22 protein-coding genes are annotated in these 19,445 nt (G+C 69.7%); 9 read left to right on the top strand and 13 right to left on the bottom strand.

Annotated elements, in window-relative coordinates; all coding sequences use genetic code 11:
* Positions 1–18 precede the first annotated feature (18 nt).
* The 3 genes from VH569_RS27845 (at position 19) to VH569_RS27855 (ending at position 3,712) form a co-directional block, all read left to right on the top strand.
* Positions 19–1,098 carry an ABC transporter permease gene (locus tag VH569_RS27845; protein ID WP_423319654.1) on the top strand — a complete coding sequence of 360 codons (1,080 nt, stop codon included), beginning with the start codon at positions 19–21 and terminating at the stop codon, positions 1,096–1,098.
* Positions 1,099–1,109: 11 nt separating this feature from the next.
* On the top strand, positions 1,110–2,774 hold the full coding sequence (locus tag VH569_RS27850; RefSeq protein WP_423319656.1) for an ABC transporter ATP-binding protein: 1,665 nt from the start codon (positions 1,110–1,112) through the stop codon (positions 2,772–2,774).
* A 101-nt stretch (positions 2,775–2,875) separates the two neighbouring features.
* Entirely contained in the window at positions 2,876–3,712 is an 837-nt protein-coding gene (locus VH569_RS27855) for an aldo/keto reductase (protein ID WP_423319658.1), read from the top strand.
* A gap of 28 nt (positions 3,713–3,740) precedes the next feature.
* On the opposite strand, the gene VH569_RS27860 is transcribed toward VH569_RS27855, so the two are convergent.
* The 7 genes from VH569_RS27860 to fliF form a co-directional block, all read right to left on the bottom strand.
* A complete protein-coding gene (locus VH569_RS27860) occupies positions 3,741–4,463 on the bottom strand; it encodes a hypothetical protein (RefSeq protein WP_423319660.1) in 723 nt (240 codons plus the stop codon).
* A 45-nt stretch (positions 4,464–4,508) separates the two neighbouring features.
* Positions 4,509–5,537 carry a flagellar motor switch protein FliG gene (locus VH569_RS27865; RefSeq protein WP_423319662.1) on the bottom strand — a complete coding sequence of 343 codons (1,029 nt, stop codon included), beginning with the start codon at positions 5,535–5,537 and terminating at the stop codon, positions 4,509–4,511.
* Between the two features lie 9 nt (positions 5,538–5,546).
* Positions 5,547–5,843, bottom strand: coding sequence for a hypothetical protein (locus tag VH569_RS27870; protein WP_423319664.1), 297 nt, complete (start codon positions 5,841–5,843; stop codon positions 5,547–5,549).
* A 4-nt stretch (positions 5,844–5,847) separates the two neighbouring features.
* Positions 5,848–6,627: a flagellar type III secretion system pore protein FliP gene (gene fliP, locus VH569_RS27875; RefSeq protein WP_423319666.1), complete on the bottom strand. Its 780-nt coding sequence runs from the start codon at positions 6,625–6,627 to the stop codon at positions 5,848–5,850.
* A 205-nt stretch (positions 6,628–6,832) separates the two neighbouring features.
* The gene (gene fliN / locus VH569_RS27880) at positions 6,833–7,171 is read right to left on the bottom strand and encodes a flagellar motor switch protein FliN (RefSeq protein ID WP_098735505.1); all 339 of its coding nucleotides are present in this window, start codon (positions 7,169–7,171) and stop codon (positions 6,833–6,835) included.
* Between the two features lie 13 nt (positions 7,172–7,184).
* A complete protein-coding gene (locus VH569_RS27885) occupies positions 7,185–7,871 on the bottom strand; it encodes a flagellar assembly protein FliH (protein ID WP_423319668.1) in 687 nt (228 codons plus the stop codon).
* The gene (gene fliF, locus VH569_RS27890) at positions 7,871–9,589 is read right to left on the bottom strand and encodes a flagellar basal-body MS-ring/collar protein FliF (RefSeq protein WP_423319670.1); all 1,719 of its coding nucleotides are present in this window, start codon (positions 9,587–9,589) and stop codon (positions 7,871–7,873) included. The genes VH569_RS27885 and fliF overlap by 1 nt, the downstream gene beginning before the upstream one ends.
* 188 nt (positions 9,590–9,777) lie before the next feature.
* Between fliF and VH569_RS27895 the strand changes: the two genes are divergently transcribed.
* Genes VH569_RS27895 through VH569_RS27920 form a run of 6 tightly spaced genes read left to right on the top strand, consistent with a single transcriptional unit; the run spans position 9,778 to position 14,954 of the window.
* A complete protein-coding gene (locus VH569_RS27895; protein ID WP_423319672.1) occupies positions 9,778–10,326 on the top strand; it encodes a flagellar basal body-associated FliL family protein in 549 nt (182 codons plus the stop codon).
* Positions 10,327–10,345: 19 nt separating this feature from the next.
* Positions 10,346–11,518 carry a flagellar motor switch protein FliM gene (fliM, locus tag VH569_RS27900; protein ID WP_423319675.1) on the top strand — a complete coding sequence of 391 codons (1,173 nt, stop codon included), beginning with the start codon at positions 10,346–10,348 and terminating at the stop codon, positions 11,516–11,518.
* On the top strand, positions 11,499–12,140 hold the full coding sequence (locus VH569_RS27905; protein WP_423319677.1) for a DUF6468 domain-containing protein: 642 nt from the start codon (positions 11,499–11,501) through the stop codon (positions 12,138–12,140). The genes fliM and VH569_RS27905 overlap by 20 nt, the downstream gene beginning before the upstream one ends.
* Positions 12,137–12,874 carry a MotE family protein gene (locus VH569_RS27910; RefSeq protein ID WP_423319679.1) on the top strand — a complete coding sequence of 246 codons (738 nt, stop codon included), beginning with the start codon at positions 12,137–12,139 and terminating at the stop codon, positions 12,872–12,874. Before VH569_RS27905 ends, VH569_RS27910 begins: the two co-directional genes overlap by 4 nt.
* Before the next feature lie 5 nt (positions 12,875–12,879).
* Entirely contained in the window at positions 12,880–14,271 is a 1,392-nt protein-coding gene (locus VH569_RS27915) for a flagellar hook-length control protein FliK (protein ID WP_423319681.1), read from the top strand.
* 20 nt (positions 14,272–14,291) lie between these two features.
* Positions 14,292–14,954, top strand: coding sequence for a flagellar hook assembly protein FlgD (locus VH569_RS27920; RefSeq protein ID WP_423319683.1), 663 nt, complete (start codon positions 14,292–14,294; stop codon positions 14,952–14,954).
* Between the two features lie 36 nt (positions 14,955–14,990).
* Here the strand turns inward: VH569_RS27920 and VH569_RS27925 are convergent, their stop codons facing one another.
* From VH569_RS27925 to VH569_RS27950, 6 genes are all read right to left on the bottom strand, one after another.
* On the bottom strand, positions 14,991–15,458 hold the full coding sequence (locus VH569_RS27925) for a hypothetical protein (RefSeq protein ID WP_423319685.1): 468 nt from the start codon (positions 15,456–15,458) through the stop codon (positions 14,991–14,993).
* A 46-nt stretch (positions 15,459–15,504) separates the two neighbouring features.
* Positions 15,505–16,236, bottom strand: coding sequence for a flagellar basal body L-ring protein FlgH (gene flgH, locus VH569_RS27930; RefSeq protein WP_109050681.1), 732 nt, complete (start codon positions 16,234–16,236; stop codon positions 15,505–15,507).
* 26 nt (positions 16,237–16,262) lie between these two features.
* On the bottom strand, positions 16,263–16,964 hold the full coding sequence (gene flgA, locus VH569_RS27935; RefSeq protein WP_423319687.1) for a flagellar basal body P-ring formation chaperone FlgA: 702 nt from the start codon (positions 16,962–16,964) through the stop codon (positions 16,263–16,265).
* A gap of 5 nt (positions 16,965–16,969) precedes the next feature.
* Positions 16,970–17,755, bottom strand: a complete 786-nt coding sequence (gene flgG / locus VH569_RS27940; protein ID WP_109050682.1) for a flagellar basal-body rod protein FlgG — start codon at positions 17,753–17,755, stop codon at positions 16,970–16,972.
* A 24-nt stretch (positions 17,756–17,779) separates the two neighbouring features.
* Positions 17,780–18,511, bottom strand: a complete 732-nt coding sequence (gene flgF / locus VH569_RS27945) for a flagellar basal-body rod protein FlgF (protein WP_109050683.1) — start codon at positions 18,509–18,511, stop codon at positions 17,780–17,782.
* Between the two features lie 260 nt (positions 18,512–18,771).
* Complete coding sequence (locus VH569_RS27950; RefSeq protein ID WP_423319689.1) at positions 18,772–18,987, bottom strand: hypothetical protein; 216 nt, start codon at positions 18,985–18,987, stop codon at positions 18,772–18,774.
* Positions 18,988–19,445: the final 458 nt, after the last annotated feature.

The raw sequence follows: 19,445 nt of genomic DNA on the forward strand, positions 1-19,445 counted from the left end.
AGCCAGGAATTCCCCGCCATGACCAGCCTGACCGACACCTCCGCCGACCTTGCCCGCGCCCAGCGCAAGGCCCGCCGCGCCCACACCCTCAACCGCATCGCCTCCGCCCTGACCGCCGTCGGCCTCGGCTGGCTGGCGCCGCTGCTGCGGCTCGCCGCTGGCGAGAATCCGCGCCAGCAGGGCGTCGAGCTGTGGCGCCAGATGGGCATCCCGCTGACCGCCATCCTGCTGTTCCTCGCCGCCTGGGGCTGGGCCGCCCCGCAGGTGCAGACCAGCTTGGGCGCCATCCCCGGCCCGGCCCAGGTGTGGGAGCAGGCGACCAACCTCTATGCCGACCACAAGGCCGAACGCGCCAAGGAGGCCGCCTTCTACGACCGACAGGCCAAGCGCAACGCCGAGATCCTGGCGAAGGATCCGAAGGCGGAGGTCAAGACCCGCCCCTATGCCGGCAAGCCGACCTACATCGACCAGATTTTCACCAGCCTGAAGACGGTCTTCACCGGCTTCCTGCTCGGCGCCCTGGTGGCGGTGCCGCTGGGGGTGGCGAGCGGCCTGTCGCCGACCGTCAACGCCGCGATCAACCCGCTGATCCAGATCTTCAAGCCGGTGTCGCCGCTGGCCTGGCTGCCGCTGGTCACCATGGTGGTCAGCGCCACCGTGTCGGGCAGCGACCCGCTGTTCGAGAAGTCCTTCCTGACCTCGGCCATCACCGTCACGCTGTGCTCGCTGTGGCCGACCCTGATCAACACGGCGGTCGGCGTCTCCTCCATCGACCGCGACCTGATGAATGTCGGCAAGGTGCTTCAGCTCTCCGGCTTCACCATGGTCCGCCGCCTCGTGCTGCCGTCGGCCCTGCCCTTCATCTTCACCGGCCTGCGCCTGTCGCTGGGCGTGGGCTGGATGGTGCTGATCGCCGCGGAGATGCTGGCCCAGAACCCCGGCCTCGGCAAGTTCGTCTGGGACGAGTTCCAGAACGGCTCCGCCAGTTCGCTCGCCAGGATCATGGTGGCGGTCTTCACCATCGGCCTGATCGGCTTCCTGCTCGACCGCGTGATGCTGGCGCTCCAGTCCGCCGTCAGCCACAGCCCCGCCCGCTAAGGAGACCGGCCATGGCGATCCTGGACCTGAAGGGTGTGTCGAAGTCCTACGGCGGCAACACCGTGCTGCGCGACATCGACCTGTCGATCGAAGAGGGCGAGTTCGTCGCCATCGTCGGCTTCTCCGGCTCCGGCAAGTCGACGCTGATCAACCTGATCGCCGGTCTGGCAATGCCCGATACCGGCGAGGTGCTCTACCGCGGCAAGCCGGTCACCGGCCCTGGCCCGGAACGCGGCCTCGTCTTCCAGTCCTACTCGCTGATGCCCTGGCTCAGCGTGAAGGAGAATGTCGCCCTGGCGGTGGACGCCGTCCACAAGGCCAAGGGCGGCGCCGAACGCGGCGTGCTGACCCGCCGGGCGGTGGAGACGGTCGGCCTCGGCCACGCCACCGACCGCCGGCCGAAGGAGCTGTCGGGCGGCATGCGCCAGCGCGTCGGCTTCGCCCGCGCGCTCGCCATGAGCCCGGAGATGCTGCTGCTGGACGAGCCGCTGTCGGCGCTCGACGCCCTGACCCGCGCCAAGCTTCAGGACGAGATCGAGGCGATCTGGCGCAAGGACCGCAAGACCGTCATCCTCATCACCAACGATGTGGACGAGGCGATCCTGCTGGCCGACCGCATCGTGCCCCTGACCCCTGGCCCCAACGCCACGCTCGGCCCCGCCTTCACCGTCGACCTGCCGCGCCCGCGCGACCGCACCGCCGTCAACCACGACGAGGACTTCAAGCGCCTGCGCGCCGAGGTCACCGCCTATCTGATGGAGGTCGGCGTCGCCCGCGGCACCGGCGGCGACGACGGCCTGACGCTGCCCGACGTGAAGCCGATCACCGCCTCACCCCCGCCCAAGGCCTACATCGAGGCGATGGGCGGACGCGGGATGGAGGACCGCTATCTCGAATTCACCCGCCTGACCAAGACCTTCGCCACGCCGAAGGGTCCGCTGACCGTGGTGGACGGCTTCGACCTGAAGATGCGCAAGGGCGAGTTCGTCTCGCTGATCGGCCATTCCGGCTGCGGCAAGTCCACCGTGCTGTCGATGGTGGCCGGCCTCGCCGACATCACCAGCGGCGGTATCATCCTGGACGGCAAGGAGGTCGACGGCGCCGGTCCCGACCGCGCCGTGGTGTTCCAGGCGCCCAGCCTGTTCCCCTGGCTGACGGCTTACGAAAACGTCATGCTGGGCGTCGACCGCGTCTTCCCCCATGCGAGCAAGGGCGAACGCGCCGACATCTCCCGCTATTACCTCGCCCGTGTGGGCTTGGGCGACAGCATGAATAAGAAAGCGTCGGAGCTGTCCAACGGCATGAAGCAGCGCGTCGGCATCGCCCGCGCCTTCGCCCTGTCGCCCAAGCTGCTGCTGCTCGACGAGCCGTTCGGCATGCTCGACAGCCTGACCCGCTGGGAGTTGCAGGAGGTGCTGATGGAGGTGTGGGCGCGTACCAAGGTCACCGCGGTCTGCGTCACCCACGATGTGGACGAGGCGCTGCTGCTGGCCGACCGGGTGGTGATGATGACCAACGGCCCGAACGCGAAGATCGGCCACGTCCTGACCGTCGACATCCCCCATCCCCGCACCCGTCAGGCCCTGCTGGAGCACCCGCGCTATTACGACTACCGCGAGGAGCTGCTGAACTTCCTCGAAGGCGGCCATGCCGGGGCGCCGAAAAAGGCGGCATAACGGCGTCCCATCCCCCGGAAAGCCCACCGAAGATCCATCGACAAGCTGGCCCCGCGAGGCCAGCTTGTTGTCTTTCGGCGATTGAAACGGGAGAGAGGAAGATGAAGCGCGTGACCCTGCCGGACGGCACCGAGGTCCCGGCTCTCGGCCAGGGCACCTGGATGATGGCGGAGGGGCGCGGCGACCGCGCCGCCGAGATCGCTGCGCTGCGGGCCGGCATCGACCGTGGCCTGACCCTGATCGACACCGCCGAGATGTATGGCGACGGCGCGTCGGAGGAACTGGTGGGCGAGGCCATCGCCGGTCGGCGCGACGGGTTGTTCATCGTGACCAAGGTCCTGCCCAGCAACGCGTCGCGCATCGGCACCGTCAAGGCCTGCGAGCGCAGCCTGAAGCGGCTCGGGATCGACCGCATCGACCTCTATCTGCTGCACTGGCGCGGCGGAGTGCCGCTGGAGGAGACGGTCGAGGCCTTCGAGTCCCTGATCCAGGCCGGCAAGATCGCCCGCTGGGGCGTCTCCAACTTCGACGTCGACGATCTGGAGGAGTTGGCCGAGGCCATCGACCTGCACGGCTGCGCCGTCAATCAGGTGCTCTACAACCCCGAACACCGCGGCATCGAATACGACCTGCTGCCGTTCCAGCACACCGCCCGCATGCCGGTGATGGCCTATTCCCCCATCGGCCAGGGTGGCCGGCTGCTGCGCTCTCCCGCCTTGCTGGCAGTGGCGAAGCGCCACGGCGTGACACCGGCCCAGGTCGCGATTGCATGGGCGCTGCGGCAGCAGGGGGTGATCGCGATCCCCAAGGCCGGCACGACGGCACATGCCCTGGAGAATGCCGAGGCGGTAAAGCTGGCTTTGACCGGCGAGGACATCGCGGAGATCGACAAGGCCTTCCCACCGCCGAAACGCAAGCAGCCGCTGGCGATGATCTGAGGACGGCCGAAAGAGCGGAACGCCCCGGTCACAGCGCCAGATCGGACGACAGGGGCTGGTCCAGCCCGAGCCAGGCATCGGCCAGCGGGCCGACGGTCAATGCCCCATCGATCCGGCAGTCGGCCAGGGCGGTGCTAAAGGTTTCGTGCAGGTCGGCCAGGGCGGAGGACGGCAACCCCATCGCCAGACGCAGGGTCACGTCCAGCCGCCTGCCGGCCAGCGTCGCCATCAGCTGCACCGGCCCCAGCCGCTGCGGCCGGGCCTGAAGCACCAGGGTGACGCGGTCGGACAGCCCGTCCTCGATCCCGACGGCACAGAGCAGCCCGTCGTCGCTGTCGAGCAGGGGCACGCGCGACAGCCGCCACAACCGTCCGTCCACCGGCTGGAAGCGCGACGCCAGCGCCCGGTCGCACTCGTCGATCAGCAACCCGCCGTCCAGATCCGCCAGCCGTGCCGCTGCTTCCGCCCCGACCCAGCCGCGGCAGCCGCCGGCGGTCGCCGCCAGGAACAGGGCGAGCGCTGCGCCGAACGTCGAATCGCAGCGCGGCAGGCAGCCGCGCGCCAGCACCGCATCGGCCGGCGACAGCGAATCCAGCAGGTCGAGCAGACGGCGAACCAGTGCCGGCGCCTCGTCGCCGTCGGCTGGGGCGTGGGCGGCGGGTGACGGCAGCGATGACGGCGGCGAGGCGAAATGCGCCGCCAGCAGGTTCGGCGGCGGCACATGCCGGGGAACCAGGTCGCGCCCCGCCATTCAATCAGCCTCCATCCGGATGGTCCCCATTCCGTGGCGCTCCGCTCAATAGACGACGGCGTCGGCGTCGTCGGATTGCGGGATGATGATGGTGCCGTCCTCCGCCATCGCCTTGGCGACGCGGACGATCTCCGCCTGGGCGTCGTTGACGTCGCGCATGCGCAAGGGGCCCATATTCTCGATCTCGTCCAGCAGGATCAGGCGGGCGCGTTCCGACAGGACCGACAGGAAATGGTCGCGCTGGGCCGTCGGCGCCCCCTTCAGCGCGATGGCGAGCTGGCCGGTGTCGCAGCGGCGGATCACCGCCTGCAGCGAGACGCGGTCGAGCCGCATCAGATCCTCGAAGGTGAACATCAGCTGCTTGATGCGCTGGGTCGGCTCCGGCATCACAGTTTCCAGATCGTCGAAGATCTCGGTCAGCGTCTCGCGGTCGATGCGGTTGAAGATGTCGGCCATCCGCTCCAGCGAATCGTTGCCGTGGGTGCGGGCGTAATTCGCCATGAACTCATTGTGCAGGATCGATTCGATGTCCAGCAGCACCTCGCGCTGCACCGATTCGATCTGGATCATGCGCTCGATCACCTCGGTTCGCGCGGCCGGCGGCAGCAGGACCAGCACCTTGGCGGCGTGGTCGGCGCGCATCTTGGACAGGATGACCGCCGCCGTCTGGGGATATTCGCCGGCCAGATAGCTGGCGAGCACCCCCTCGTTCACGTTGGACATCTTCTCCCACATGGTGCGGCCGGCCGGGCCGCGGATCTCGCCCATGATCTCCGTCACCCGGTCGGCCGGCAGGAAGCGGTTCAGCATCCGCTCCGTGCTGTCGTAGGAGCCGACGACCGAGCCGGCATTGGCGAAGCGTTCGGTGAAGATGCGCATCAGCGTCTCCACCAGATTGGAGGTGACGTTGCCGAGCGTCGCCATCGAGCGGCTGACGAGGCGGATCTCGTCCTCGTCCAGCCGCTCCATCAGCCGCGAGCCGCGCTCCTCGCCCAACGCCAGGAAGATGACCGCACTTTTCTCGATGCCGGTCAGGCTCTTGTAGTTCTCACGGATCTTGATCGGCGTTCCCATGGCGGCACCTCAGAATGAGCAATCGGCGGAGGGGGCGGAAGATGGGGCGGTATCGGAGGCGTCGGCCGGCGGCAGGGCCAGCGCGCGGTCATGGCGGAAGGCCACCGCCATCACCGCCCCGGCCACCAGCAGCAGCGGATGCGGGATCAGCGGGTTGGGATCGAGGACGGCGAGCAGCCCGGCGACGGAACCGTCCTCCGGCACCGCCACCCCGCGGCGGCGGGCCAGCGCCAGCAGGCTGTCGGCCAGACTTGCAGAGGGACTGGCGCTGGGATTGGCAGCGACGTCGTTGGGCGTGTCGTCCATCGCCTCACACCCCATAGGAGCGGATCAGGCTGCCGGCGATCAGGAACCAGCCGTCGGTCAGCACGAAGAAGATGATCTTGAAGGGCAGCGCGATCATCACCGGCGGCAGCATCATCATGCCCATCGCCATCAGGATCGCCGCCACCACCATGTCGATCACCAGGAAGGGCAGGAACAGCAGGAAGCCGATCTCGAAGGCGCGGCGCAGCTCCGACAGCAGGAAGGCCGGCATCAAGAGCCGCAGATCGACGCTTTCCGCCGTCACCGGCCGCTCGTCCCGTGCCGGTTCCGTACTCTCGCCCGCCGGCTTCGGCTTTGCGGTGAAGGCGGCGAAGGCGGCCAGATCGCGGTCCCGGACATGCGAAGCCATGAAGCCGCGGAACGGCTCGATCATCCGCTCCAGCCCCTGCTCCTGGGTCACCTGTTCGTTCAGCAGCGGACGCAGCCCGTCCTGCCAGGCGCTGTCGATCACCGGCCCCATGATGTGGAAGGTCAGGAACATGGCAAGGCTGACCAGCACCATGTTCGGCGGCGACTGCTGCAACCCGAGGGCGGAGCGCAGCAGCGACAGCACGACGATGATCCGGGTGAAGCAGGTGACCATGATCAGCAGGCCGGGCGCCACGCTCAGCACCGTCAGCAGCACGATGCCCTGGACGATCCGCCCCGACAGGCTCCCCCCGTCCGCCAGCGATCCGAGCGCACCGAGATTGAGGTCGAGCGGCGCCGCCGCCGCCGGGCCGGCGGCGAGGATGAGAGCCAGGAGGAGGATACGAGCGCGCATAAGGAGGGCTTTCGGGGAGAGTGACGATAGTCGCCCTCTCCCGTCCCGGGAGAGGGAGGGGACCCACGCAGTGGGGAGGGTGAGGGGGTGGCCAAGACTCCCGAACCGCATGGTTCCTCGGATCACCCCTCACCCTTCCCACCGCTGCGCGGCGGGCCCCTTCCCTCTCCCGGGACGGGAGAGGGAAGTTTGGGATTTCTTCCCCTCAGTCGATCTCCAGCTCCGTCCGCACGATCTCGGTCAGCGTCACGCCGAGCCGCTGGTCCTCGACGATCACCACCTCGCCGCGCGCGACCAGACGGTGGTTGACCAGCACCTCGACCGGTTCGTCCACCTTGCGCTCAAGCTCCAGCACCGCGCCGCGGCCGAGCTTCAGCAGTTGCGCCACCAGCATGCTGGTGCGGCCCAGCACGACCTGCACGTCCACCGGCACGTTGTAGATGGCGTTCATCGGCCCGTCATAAGCCTTGTCGCCGGCCTTTTCGGGGGCCTTCTCCGCCTGCTTGGGATCGTCGTCGAGGATGTCGAGGTTCAAGGGAGGCATGAGGAGTCTCGCTTCACATCGGTTGGGGCATGTCGGAGGACAGGGCCGGCGCCAGGGCGGCGACGGCGCGGTCGGTGAGGGCGGCGACGGCGGCCTCGAAAACGGCGGGATCGCGGCTGACTGAGCCGGCGCCCCAGTTGGCCTCCAGGGCGCCGACGGCCAGCGCCGGGTCGCCCTGGATGTCGAGGCGTCCCTGGAAGACGCCCTGCCCGGCCAGCCGCTCTTCCAGCGGGCGGCAGAGCGACGGGTGCAGGCGCAGGGTCAGAACCGGGGCCTGCCCGGCGGCGCGCAGGGCATCGACGGCCAGACGCTCCACCTCGGCGCGGGCGACCTCATCGAGCAGGCGCGGAGCCATGCGGCGGACCAGCGCCAGCAGAACGAAGGCGCCCTGGGCCTCCAGCCGCTCCATCACCGCGGCGTGGTCGGCGTCGAGCGCGGCCATCCGCTGTGCCAGCTGGTCGAGGGTGGCCGACAGTTCCGCCTCGATCCGGCGGGCGGCGGCCAGTTCGCCGTCGCGCCGGCCCTGGGCGAGGCCCTCGGCCAGCGCGGTCCGGCGGGTTTCGGCCAGCGCCGCGCGATGGTCGCGCTCGGACAGGCTCGGCAGGTCGAGTGGATCGACAGCCTCCGCCTCGTCCGGTTCCGCCACCGCGGCGGGCGCGCCGAAGCTGTGGTCGAAGCGGTAGCGCGGATAGGCGGCCATCACGCCACCTCCTCATAGAGCCAGGAGCGCAGGATATCGATGGCCTCGTCCGGGTACTGGTCGACCAGCTCGCCCAGCCGGCGGATGGAGGAGGCGCGGACGCGGCCCTCCACGGTGCGCAGCTCGATCAGCTGGTCCATCGTCTCCTCGATGCCCAGCTGCGGCGCCATCGGCGCGGCAGCCAGCGCAGCATCGGCCTCCCCGCCGTCGCCCAGCGCGGCACCGGCCGCAGCGGTGACAGCGGGGCCGGTCAGTTGCGGCATGGCGCCGCCGGCCGGAGCCGCCAGCGCCGGGGCGGCGGCCTCCGCCACCACCGGTTCCGGCGCCGGGAAGACGCGGCGGATCAGCGGACGCAGCCCGACCAGGATCACCAGGGCGGAGAGCACCAACAGGATCACCCACTGGATCAGCGTCATGACGTTGCGGGTCAGCGTCTCGGCGATCTCGTCGCCCAGCGGACGCGGCGCGAGGTCGGGGGCCAGATCGACGAATTCCAGATTGTCCACCGTCACCCGGTCGCCGCGCGCCTCGCTGAAGCCCATGGCCGAGCGGACCAGCTCGCCCAGGCGCTGAAGCTCCTCCGCCGTGCGCGGTTCGTACTGGCGGGTGCCGTCGGCAGCGGTCTTCCAGGTGCCGTTGACCAGCACGGCGACGCTGAGGCGGCGGACGTCGCCCGGCTCGATCACCGTCTCGCGGCTGACGTTGGAGATCTCGTAATTGACCGTCTCCTCCTGCCGCTTGGTGTCGTTGGAGGATTGCGGCCCCTGCGACTGGGCGCGCACGTCGCGCTGCGGCAGGTTCTGTTCGGCGGTGACCGGCGGCTCGCCGTTGCTGTCCTGGCTGCGCTCCTGCTCCTGCACGGACTGGGTGGAGCGGATCACCTGGCTGTTGGGGTCGAAGGTCTGGCTGCGCACCACCTCGCGCTTGGTCTCCACCTCGGCGGCGACCTGGACGCGGACGTTGCCGGCACCGAGCCGGGCGGTCAGCATCTGCTCGACCGCGCGGGCGACGCGGGTTTCCGCCGCGACCCGCAGCCCGTCGGTGCGCGCCGACGCCAGCCCCGGCCCGTCATCCTCGGTCAGCAGAAGCTCGCCGGAGGAATCCATCACCGTCACGGCGCTCGGCTTCAGATTGGGCACGGCGGCGGAGACGAGATGGCGGATCGACAAGGCCTGTTTGCGGTCCATCGACCCCCGGCCGCGCATGCGCACCACCACCGACGCGGTCGGCTTGGGCGCGCTGCGCGAGAACTCCTCACGCTCCGGCAGGACGATGTGGACACGCGCCGCCTCGACGCCGGACAGCGTCTCGATGGTGCGGCCGAGTTCGCCCTCCATGGCGCGCAGGCGGTTGATGCGCTGCATGAAGCTGGTGATGCCGAGCGGCTTGTCGGTGTCGAACAGCTCGTAGCCGACACCGCCATGCGCGGGCAGGCCCTTCTCCGCCAGCGCCATGCGGACGCGGGAGACGTCGGCCTGCGGCACGCTGATCGTCGTGCCGTCGAAGCCGGCATTCACCGGCACGCCCATGTCCTGGACCGCCTTGGCGATGCGGCCGGCCTCCGCCGGTTCCAGCCCGCTGTAAAGCGCGGTCATGTGCGGCTGCGACAGCAGAACCGCCATGCCGGCGACGGCCAGGACGATGCCGAGGCCGGTCCCCGCCAGCACGAGCAGCCGACCGCGCCCCAACGACCGCAACGTGTCGATCAGACTGTCCACGGTTCCCCGCACCTTTAAAGTTTCTGAAAATCGGCGGGCCTAGTCTTCGCCCTGCGCACCCCGTCACGCTAACGACGCGACTTTTAAGCGGAGTAAAAAACGGGGATGTCGCCAAAGACAAAGCCGCTAAAACTTTAAAGAATGCTCGGTTGATTAAAATTTTCGGCAATGTCCGGCGGGATGGAGCGATGATTACACAGTTCGGCATGGCGAAGACAGGGACGGGAGCGGCACGGGACGAGGTGCTCGACCGGCTGCGCGGATCGGGACGGATCCTGGTGGTGGCCTTGCCGGTCGCCCGGCTGCTCGCCGGCATTGCGGCGCTCGGCGCGGTGGCGGCGGCCGGGCTCGGCGGCTACTGGCTGGCTGCCGGTCCGCAGGCGGTCGAGCGGCTGTGGACCCGCTCGGCGGAGACGGCGCCGGCCGATGCCGTGGTCGACATGCCGGAACTGGTCGTCAATCTGCGCCGCGACACGCCGTCCCGCTTCCTGAAGATCGGCCTGTCCCTGGCTGTCGCCCACCGCGACCGGCAGGCACTGGAACAGGCGATGCCGCAGCTGACCGACAGCCTGCAGGAGTTTCTGCGCAACCTGGACCAGGACGACCTCGAGGGGTCGGCCGGGCTTCACCGCCTGCGCAGCGAGATCAAGCGCCGCTTCAACCTGATCCTGTCCGACCCCGCCGGCCGGCGCGACGTCGTCACCGACGTTCTGCTGCGCAGCCTGCTCACGCAATAGCGACCTCCAGAGGCACCGGATGACGACCGACACCCCCGCTCCGCCTTCCACGACCATGCCAGCCCCCCAATCCCTTCCGGCCGAGGATGCGGACTGGTCGGACGCCGCGTGGGAGCTGGCTGCGGCACAGCAGACCGCCGCCCCCGCCCCGCCCCCGGCCGAAGAAGCCGCAGCGATGGCGGAGGCGATGCGGGAGGCGCTGGCCGGCGAGACCAAAACGCTGAGCCAGGAGGAGATCGACCGGCTGCTGAATTTCGGCGCCCCGGAAGGCGGCGGGCCGGAGATGAGCGCCATCCAGCGGCTGGTCAGCTCGACCACGGTCAACAAGGACCGGCTGCCTATGCTGGACGTGGTGTTCGACCGCATGGTGCGGATGCTGAACACCTCGCTGCGCCAGTTCGCCTCGACCAACGTCGAGGCGTCGCTGTCGAAGATCGAATGGCTGCGCTACACCGACTTCCAGGACGCCATCGAGCTGCCCGCCCTGATCGGCGTCGCCCGCGCCGAGCCGTGGGACAACCAGATGCTGGTGACCATCGACAGCGCGCTGATCTACTGCATGATGGACGTGCTGCTGGGCGGGCGGCGGTCCAGGCCGGGACGGATCGACGGGCGCGCCTACACCTCCATCGAACGCAAGATGACCGAGCGGATGATGAAGGTGGTGCTCCAGGATCTGGGGCAGTCCTTCGACCCGCTGGCCCAGGTCGATTTCGTCTTCGACCGGCTGGAGGTGAACCCGCAGTTCGCCACCATCACGCGGGCCACCAACGCCATCATCCGCGTGCGCATCGCCGTGGAGGTGGAGCGCCGCACCGGCCACATCGACATCGTCATCCCCTACGCCACGCTGGAGCCGGTCCGCGGCAAGCTGGTCCAGATGTTCATGGGCGAGAAGTTCGGCCATGACTCGGTGTGGGAAAGCCACCTGAAGAACGAGCTGATGCGCTCCAAGCTGGAGCTGGTCGCCGTGCTGGCGGAGACCAAGGTCCCGCTGGGCGAGGTGCTGGCCTGGCAGAAGGGCCAGTCGCTGAAACTGCGCATCAGCCCGGATCAGACCGTCCTGGTCTTCAGCAAGACCATCCCGCTGTTCGCCGGCCACATGGGACAGCGCAACGACAACATCGCGGTGAAGATCGACACCGATCTCGACACCAAGCAGGAGCTGATCGATGGTCTCCTTTCTCATTGACGCGGCCCTGGCGGTGATGCTGGTCACGGCGACCGCCTATCTGGTCATCGTCAACAAGCGGCTGAAGCTGCTGCGCACCGGCCAGTCCGAGATCAACGCCCTGGTGTCGACCTTCTCCAAGTCGATCGACGACACCGACGCCTCGATGAAGCGCATGGTGGCGTCGGCGACGGAGATCGCCGCCCGGCTGTCCGACGATCTCGACCGCGCCCGGGGCATGAAGGAGGACATGGGGCTGATCCTGGGCTCCTGCGAGCGCACCACCGCCCGCATGGAGGAGTCGGTCCAGCATGCCCGTGCCCTGCTGCGCCGCCTGGATGAGGGCGCGATGGCAAGCTCTGCGCGCGCCACCCGCAACCGGACGCGACCGGACGAGGGTGACGAGGCCGGGACCGCCGCAAAGCCGCAGGAAGCGGAACCGGCGCCATCCTCTCCCCTTCTGTCGGCGCTGAAAGCCGCAGAGGTGGACAAGGGCGAGTTCCAGGCGCTGGAAACGGCTCTGCGCGCGGTGGCCGGCCAGCCTGTTGAAGCTGCCTCTCCCGCACCGTCCGGCCCGGCGAAGGCGGCGGCCAGCACCTTCTATGCGCGGCTGCGCACCGTCGGGTCGGAGGCGTCGGCATGATCCCGCGCATCCTGCCCATCACGCTGGTCGCCGTGCTGATGGTGCTGCCGCTGAAGCTCGGCGCCCTGGTCGACGGCTTCCCGGTCATCGCCCAGCAGTTCGACCGCGAATTCGGCGCCCATGAACGGCCCTGGGCCACCGACCTGAAGGCGAACGACGGCAAGGCGACGGCGGAGGCGGCACCCGCCCCGGTGCCGCTGCTGGTGTCCACGCCGGTCGCCGAGGTCCCGCCGCCGGTGGCGCTGGCGCCGCCGAACTGCACCGATCCGCTGCTGCGCGCCGCCATCGACGAGCAGAAGGCCGACACGTCCGGCCGGCAGAACCGCCTGCGCGAGGCCGAAGCGGTGCTCGCCGCAACCGAGGCGCGGGTCGGCACGCAGATCCAGCGGCTGAACGGGGTGAAGCGCGAGGTCGAGGCGCTGATGACCCAGCGCTCCACCCTGGCGCAGGAAGACCTGAAGCGGATGGTGGCGATCTACGAGGCGATGAAGCCGCGCGACGCCGCCCGCATCCTGACCGACATGGAAACGGATATGGTCGTCGATGTGCTGGACCGCATTTCCGAACGGCGTGCCGCGCCGATCCTGGCCGAGATGGCCGACGCCAAGGCGCGCGAGGTGACGCGGCTGATCCTGCAACGCCGCGCCCTGCCCGGCGACCGCAAGGCCGCTCCGGCGGTCGTCGGAGCCGCAGTCCCCGTCACCGCCGTGCCGCGCCCCACCCTGACCAATTGAGCGTCATGACCAGCATGCCCGATGCCGTCGCGACCCCGTCGCGCCCGGCCCCGACTTCTGCCCAGCGCGGCGGTTCGGCCGGCGACGATGCGCGCGACGAGGATTTCGCCAGTCTGGTGGACGAGACCGCCGACGAGGACCCCGACGATGCGGCCCGCCTCGACCGCTTGCGCAAGCGCAAGGACCCGCGGCCGGACGATCCCGTCGCCGCGCAGGGCGCGATCATCCAGGCGGTGGTGCAGGCGGTCGTCCAAGCTGGCGGCACCGACGCGCCGCTGATGCCGTGGATGGTGGCCATCGTTCCGCCGTCCGACGCGACTCCCACCGTCTCACCGGCTCTGGCAGCGGCGGTCCCTGAAGCAGGGCCGGACTCCGCTATGCCCAAAGCCGGACAACCAACCGGTATCGGCAAACCCCCTGCCGAACAGGCCGCGGCGACCGCATCGACGACCGCACCGGCAGCCATTTCGCAGCCGACGCCGGAACCGTCCGCACCGGCTGGACCGGCTGCGAAGAGCGGACCGGAACAGACGGCGCCGGCCGATGCGGCGGCACAGGGCAGCGCCGGACGGACGGTGGAGGCTCCGGCGCCGCTCCAGGCCGTACAGGCCACCCTAGCGGCCACGACATCCGCGACACCGGGCACGACCGCAGAGGCAACGCCCTCCCCGGACGGGCGGGAGAGCCGGCGCAACGAAAGCACCGATCCCCGCACCGCCGTCCGTGGCATGCACGGCGGTCGTCAGGGTGCCGCTGCCGACAAGGCCGACCAGCCGGCCACAGCCTCCGCTTCCCCCCAACACGGCCAGCCGGCACCCGATGCCGCCCCCGCCCCGGCTGGCCGGGACACCGCCCCGCCCTTCACCACCTCTCCAACCACCGGCGGCGATTCGGCAGCCACCGGGTTCGAGGCGGTGCCGCCCCTGCCGGCCCAGGCGGCGACGCACTATGCCGCCGCCGCCGCGTCCGGCCGGGCCGCCACCGCGCACAGCCCGGCGATGGCGCAGTTGGCGGCGCCGCTGGTCCGCGTGGCGGAGTCCGGCGGCGGCGAGTTCCACATCGACCTCGCCCCGGCGGAGTTGGGCCGCATCCGCGTCGTCGCCGACGTCAGCGACGGCAAGGTCTCGCTGACCGTCCAGGCCGAACAGGCCGACACGCTGGCCCTGTTGCGGCGCGACCTGACGCAGCTGGAACGCGCGCTCGGCGATGCCGGCCTGTCGCTCGACAGTTCCAGCCTTCAGTTCTCGTTGCAGGGCGACGGCCAGTCGCGCGGCTTCGCCGCTCCCGACCGCGGCGGCAGCTCCGGCGGCTGGCGCGTGCAGGCCGAGGCTGTTCCCGAACCCGTTGCCGACCGACCGATGCGCCCGATCGACGGGCTGGTCGACGTCACCGTCTGAACAGGAAAGACTGTCCCGCCATGACCACCACGCCAAGCACCGGCCCGACGACGGCCACCACCAAGACGGCCGCCACGGAAGAGCCCAAGAAGGCCACCGTCGATTACGAATCCTTCCTGAAGCTGCTGACCGCGCAGCTGCGCAACCAGGATCCGCTGGCGCCGATGGACGCCACCCAGTTCATGACCCAGCTGGCGCAGCTGTCCACGGTGGAACAGTCGATGCGCTCCAACGACACGCTGGGCAAGGTGCTGGACACGCTGAAGAGCAGCGGCATGCGCATGGACATGGCCCTGCTCGGCCGCAAGGTGGAGGTGGCGTCCGACCAGCTGTCGCTGACCGGCGGCAAGGCGGAGGCCGCCTACACCGTCGACGGCACGCCGGCTTCCGTGAAGCTGGAGGTGCTGAACAGCGCCGGCAGCGTCGTCTACAGCACGCCCGGCTCGCCGAAGGCCGGCCGGCAGGTCTTCGACTGGACCGGCAGGACCGCCAGCGGCGGCACCGCGCCCGACGGGGTCTATACGCTGCGGGTGACGGCGAAGGACAAGGACGGCAAGGCGCTGAACAGCGCCACCGTCGTCAGCGACACGGTGGCCGAGGTGCGCAGCGTCGACGGCGCCAGCAAATTCGTGCTGAAGAACGGCGCCACGGTGGATTCGAGCGCGGTGCTGTCGGCGTCGTGACGGCATGCGTCCTCTCCCCGACGGGAGAGGACGCACTCACAGCCGCGTGTTGTCCTGGCGCAGCAGGCGGTCGATCAGCACGGCGCGGATCGGCTGGGCGGTCTCGCGACCGGTGAGGGAACCGTTGGCGCCGGCCAGCAGCGCGGTGGCGACGCCCTGCGGGTCGACCGCCGGGCCGTTGAAGCGGCCATGGCCGGCGAGGTCGAACAGGGCCTCCAGCATCGCGCTGCGGGCGTGCGGCAGCCGGCGGCGGACCAGCAGGGCGTCGTCGGCGCTGCCGGCTTCCAGCGTCACCTGGGTCAGGATGAAGGCGACGGTCCGCCCGCGGTCCAGCATCGGCACGACCAGCTGGCCGGCCTCCACGTAATAGGGGCCGCCGACGACGGTTTCGGCGGGAGCGGCGGGGGTGGGGCCGGCGCCCTGCGGGGCCTCGAACCGGCCGAAGCCGTAGCCGCCGGCGAAGGCGAGCGCCGCGGCCACGACGAACAGCAGGACGGCTTTCATGGCGCGGGCTCCCGAACAGGCCGGATCATCAGAAGGGCCAAAGGCATCAGAAAGGCAGAATCACGTCCAGCACCTGCTGGCCGTAGCGCGGCTGCTGCACGTCGGTGATCTGGCCGCGGCCGCCATAGGTGATGCGCGCCTCGGCGATCTTGTCGTATTCGATGGTGTTGGCGTTGCTGATGTCCTCGGGACGGATCACGCCGGCGATGCGCATCTCGCGCAGTTCGTAGTTCACCCGCACCTCCTGCCGGCCGGCGATGACGAAGTTGCCGTTGGGCAGCACCTGGGTCACCACGGCGGCGACGCGCATGGCGATGCGCTCGTTGCGCTGGATGGTGCCGTTGCCGCTCGACGTGCTGGAGCTGTCGAGATCGACCAGACTGGACGGATCGACCGCGTCGGGCAGGATGGCGGGAAGGCGGCTCTCCAGCCCGAAGAAGTTGGGCAGCCCGGCCTTCTCGTTGTTGGTGCGCCCGCGCTGGGTGCTGTTGCGCAGTTGCGCCTGGTCGGAGATGTCGATGACGACGGTCAGCAGGTCGCCCACCGCCTTGGCGCGCGGATCGCGGAAGAAGTCGCGCGACCCGGTGCGCCACAGCGAGCTTGGGATCTGCTCGGCCATCGACGGCTGCGGCATCGGCAGGGAGATGACGCGGGCTTCCGGCTGCATCGCCGGGTTGGAGATCTCCGACAGGGAAGGAGCGCTGCCGATGTCGGCCAGCCGCGCGCAGCCGCCGGCGCCAAGCGACAGCAGCAGGATGGGGACGAGCGCGGTGCGCATCTGGGAAGCTCCCTTCATCGGATATCTCAGGGCCTTGCTGCTTGCGGAACCCGCGGGCCGCTGACCGAGACGGTCTCGGCCCCGGTGACGGTGCCGGTGACGACGGTGCTGCTGGCGATGTTCATGACACGGACGCTGTCGCCGACGCCGCCCTCCTGCAACGCCCGCCCACGGGCGGCCAGCAGCAGCGCGCCGTCCTCGTAGACCAGAGTCACCGGCCGGTTGCGCTGGACGACGATGGGGGCGCCGACCGAACCGACCTGGACCAGCCGCCCGGCGGAGAGCTGCCGGCGCGGCGACTGGCCGACCAGCGCGTCGGCGGTGGCAATGAAGCCGGCTCCGGCGCGGTCCAGCGACAGGCGGACGGTGGTCAGGTCCGACGCCTCGATCACCTCGCCCGGCCGGATGCGGCGGACCGGCACCGGCATCGTCACCTCCACGTCGGCCCGGCCGCTCAGCTCGACCGGGTGGCCATTGCTGAGGATGCGGGCCTGGAAGATGCCGGTGCGGGGGTCCAGCCCGATGTCGCGCACGGCATCCACCGGCCCGTCGAAGGGACGGCCCAGCGTCAGCGCCACCTGGGCGTCCGGCGGAATCGCGGGGCCGAGGGAAGCCAGAAGCTCCTCCGCCAGCCGCGTCTCGACAGGACCGGCGGCAGCCGGAAGGGGAAGCGCCAGCATGGTCCCGAGCAGGAGAACGGAGAGCCGCCGGCGGAGGGGGTGCTGCACGATGATCACCGCATGTTGGTCATGGTGGAGGCCATCTGGTCGCCGGCCTCGATCACCTTGGCGTTCATCTCGTAGGCGCGCTGGGCGGAGATCAGCTCGGTGATCTCCTGCACGACGTTGACGTTGGAGGATTCCAGGTATTTCTGGCGGATGGTGCCGAAACCGGCCTGCCCCGCCAGCCCCTCCTGCGGTTCGCCCGATGCCGGGGTGGCGCGGAACAGATTGTCGCCCAGCGCCTCCAGCCCGCTGTCGTTGACGAACACCGTCATCGCCAGCTGGCCCTGGTTGACCGGCTGGGCCTTGCCGTCGACATAGGCCAGCACCTCGCCGGAGCGGTTGATCACCACCTCACGCGTGCCCTGCGGCACGGTGATGCCGGGGGCGACGGTGAAGCCGTCGGCGGTGACGATGGTGCCCTCCGGCGACAGCTTGAAGCTGCCGGCGCGGGTGTAGACGGTCTCGCCGCCGGGCTGGGTCACGTTGAAATAGCCGCGCCCTTCGATGGCCAGATCCAGCTCGTTGCCGGTGGAGGTCAGGTTGCCGGTGGTGTTGATGCGGTTGACCGAGGTCGGCCGCACGCCCAGCCCCACCTCGACGCCGGTCGGCACGATGGTGCCGCTGTCGGTCGACTGGCTGCCCTGGCGCTTTTCCGCCTGGTACATCAGGTCCTGGAATTCGGCGCGCGAGCGCTTGAAGGCGGTGGTGTTGATGTTGGCGATGTTGTTCGAGATGACCTCGACGTTCATCTGCTGGGCCATCATCCCGGTGGACGCGATGCTGAGCACGCGCATGGACGGACTCTCCCTGTGGGGACTTTAAGAGGATTTGCCGAGGCGGTTGATGGCGGAGCGCAGCAGGTCCTGCCCGTCGTCCACCATCTTGGTCACCGCCTGATAGTCGCGGGTCAGATCCATCATGCGGCCGATCTCGACGATGCCCTGCACGTTGGACCGCTCGACCTTGCCCTCCACCAGCCGGGTGTCGGGGGCGGGGCGCGCCTCCATGCCGTCGGCCGGTTCGAACAGCAGGTCGCCGGTCTGTTTCAGCGCCTGCGGATTGTCGAAGCGCGAGACGGCGATGCGGGAGACCACGGCGCCGTCGGCCGACAGCAGCCCGTCGGAGCCGATGGTGATCCTGGACGCATCGGACGGGATGACGATGGGCCGGCGGCCGTCGTCCAGCACGGCGTATCCGTTGGGGCCGACCAGCGTGCCGTCGGCATCGCGGCGCAGCCGGCCGTCGCGGGTGTAGCGCACGCCGTCCGGCGTCTGCACCGACAGGAAGCCGTCGCCGTCCAGCGCCACGTCATAGGGGTTGCCGGTCTCGGTGAAGGCGCCGGCCCGCAGGTCGGTGTAGGTGGAGCGGTCGATGGTGAAGGCGATGCGGTCGGTCGGCTTGCGCCCGCCGGCCTCCATCGCCGCTTCGAACAGGGTGCGTTCGCCACGGAAACCGACGGTATTCATGTTAGCGACGTTGTTGGCGACGACGTCCAGCTGCCGCCGCAGCGCCATCTGGCGCGACAGTCCGATGTAAAGCTGGTTCTCCATCGCCGAACACTCCGGTTTTGAACTCCGCCTTAATCTGGACGAGGCAGTTTAAAGCCGGGTTTCAACCTGAGCCGGTTCGGCCGATGCCTTGCCGGACTTGGTACAGGTTTGGCGATCATTTCGATAAAATGCGAGACGACTGTGATGAAACGGCGCCCGGATACCGCACTGACGCTTGGTTCGACGCTGGTTCTCGCCCTGCTGGCGGCGCCGGGACCGGCACAGGCCGCCGTCCGGGCGCAGCTGGGCGACCATGGCGACTATTCGCGGCTGGTGCTGTCGGTGCCGAAGGGCATGGAGCCGGTCGCGGTCGTCGACGGCTGCGTCCTGCGCATCAGTGTGCCCGATCCGCTGCGCTGGCCGCTGGCGAGTTTGCGCGACAGCTTCTCCCGCCGGCTGTCGGACTTCGTCACAGCTGATGGCGGGCGCAGCCTGACCGCGACGGTGCCCTGCGGGGCGCGGGTGGCGAGCTTCATGGAGCGGCGGAACCTGATCGTCGATGTCGGCGGGCCGCCGGTTCCGGGGGTGAAGCCGGGAGCCCCGGGGGACGCAGTGGAGGGGACGCCGGATGCGGTGGCCGCGGTTGCGGCGCCGGAGGTTGGCGCTGTCAGTATCGCCGGAGTCGTCGAAGCGCTGAACCCTATCGGCACCGCCAACGCTGCACCTGCCAACCTCGCACCCCCGGCAGAGTCCCCTCTCCCCCCCGGGGAGAGGGTTAGGGTGAGGGGGGAGCGTGGTGAGGAGTCTCGGGATAGCAACGCCGTGCGGGGGGGGGGGGGGGGGNTCTCTTCCCGTCGTCGCCAGCCTGGAAGGCGAAGTCCGCGACAGCATCCAGCAGACCCTGCGCCAGTTGGAGCGCATGCCGGAACGCCCGGCGAAACCTGTCCCGCAAGCCGCCGAGCCGCCCAAGCCGCCCGCTCCGCCGCCCATCGGG

The organism is Azospirillum sp. 11R-A, from assembly GCF_049472615.1.
Classification (GTDB): Bacteria; Pseudomonadota; Alphaproteobacteria; order Azospirillales; family Azospirillaceae; genus Azospirillum; species Azospirillum palustre.

Coding starts and splice junctions, on each gene's coding strand:
- VH569_RS27845 (WP_423319654.1), top strand. CDS start 19: ATGACCAGCCTGACCGACACCTCCGCCGACCTTGCCCGCGCCCAGCGC.
- VH569_RS27850 (WP_423319656.1), top strand. CDS start 1,110: ATGGCGATCCTGGACCTGAAGGGTGTGTCGAAGTCCTACGGCGGCAAC.
- VH569_RS27855 (WP_423319658.1), top strand. CDS start 2,876: ATGAAGCGCGTGACCCTGCCGGACGGCACCGAGGTCCCGGCTCTCGGC.
- VH569_RS27860 (WP_423319660.1), bottom strand. CDS start 4,463: ATGGCGGGGCGCGACCTGGTTCCCCGGCATGTGCCGCCGCCGAACCTG.
- VH569_RS27865 (WP_423319662.1), bottom strand. CDS start 5,537: ATGGGAACGCCGATCAAGATCCGTGAGAACTACAAGAGCCTGACCGGC.
- VH569_RS27870 (WP_423319664.1), bottom strand. CDS start 5,843: ATGGACGACACGCCCAACGACGTCGCTGCCAATCCCAGCGCCAGTCCC.
- fliP (WP_423319666.1), bottom strand. CDS start 6,627: ATGCGCGCTCGTATCCTCCTCCTGGCTCTCATCCTCGCCGCCGGCCCG.
- fliN (WP_098735505.1), bottom strand. CDS start 7,171: ATGCCTCCCTTGAACCTCGACATCCTCGACGACGATCCCAAGCAGGCG.
- VH569_RS27885 (WP_423319668.1), bottom strand. CDS start 7,871: ATGGCCGCCTATCCGCGCTACCGCTTCGACCACAGCTTCGGCGCGCCC.
- VH569_RS27895 (WP_423319672.1), top strand. CDS start 9,778: ATGATTACACAGTTCGGCATGGCGAAGACAGGGACGGGAGCGGCACGG.
- fliM (WP_423319675.1), top strand. CDS start 10,346: ATGACGACCGACACCCCCGCTCCGCCTTCCACGACCATGCCAGCCCCC.
- VH569_RS27905 (WP_423319677.1), top strand. CDS start 11,499: ATGGTCTCCTTTCTCATTGACGCGGCCCTGGCGGTGATGCTGGTCACG.
- VH569_RS27910 (WP_423319679.1), top strand. CDS start 12,137: ATGATCCCGCGCATCCTGCCCATCACGCTGGTCGCCGTGCTGATGGTG.
- VH569_RS27915 (WP_423319681.1), top strand. CDS start 12,880: ATGACCAGCATGCCCGATGCCGTCGCGACCCCGTCGCGCCCGGCCCCG.
- VH569_RS27920 (WP_423319683.1), top strand. CDS start 14,292: ATGACCACCACGCCAAGCACCGGCCCGACGACGGCCACCACCAAGACG.
- VH569_RS27925 (WP_423319685.1), bottom strand. CDS start 15,458: ATGAAAGCCGTCCTGCTGTTCGTCGTGGCCGCGGCGCTCGCCTTCGCC.
- flgH (WP_109050681.1), bottom strand. CDS start 16,236: ATGCGCACCGCGCTCGTCCCCATCCTGCTGCTGTCGCTTGGCGCCGGC.
- flgG (WP_109050682.1), bottom strand. CDS start 17,755: ATGCGCGTGCTCAGCATCGCGTCCACCGGGATGATGGCCCAGCAGATG.
- flgF (WP_109050683.1), bottom strand. CDS start 18,511: ATGGAGAACCAGCTTTACATCGGACTGTCGCGCCAGATGGCGCTGCGG.
- VH569_RS27950 (WP_423319689.1), bottom strand. CDS start 18,987: ATGAAGCTCGCCACCCGCGCCCCGCAGGGCACCGTCGCGGTCAGGCTG.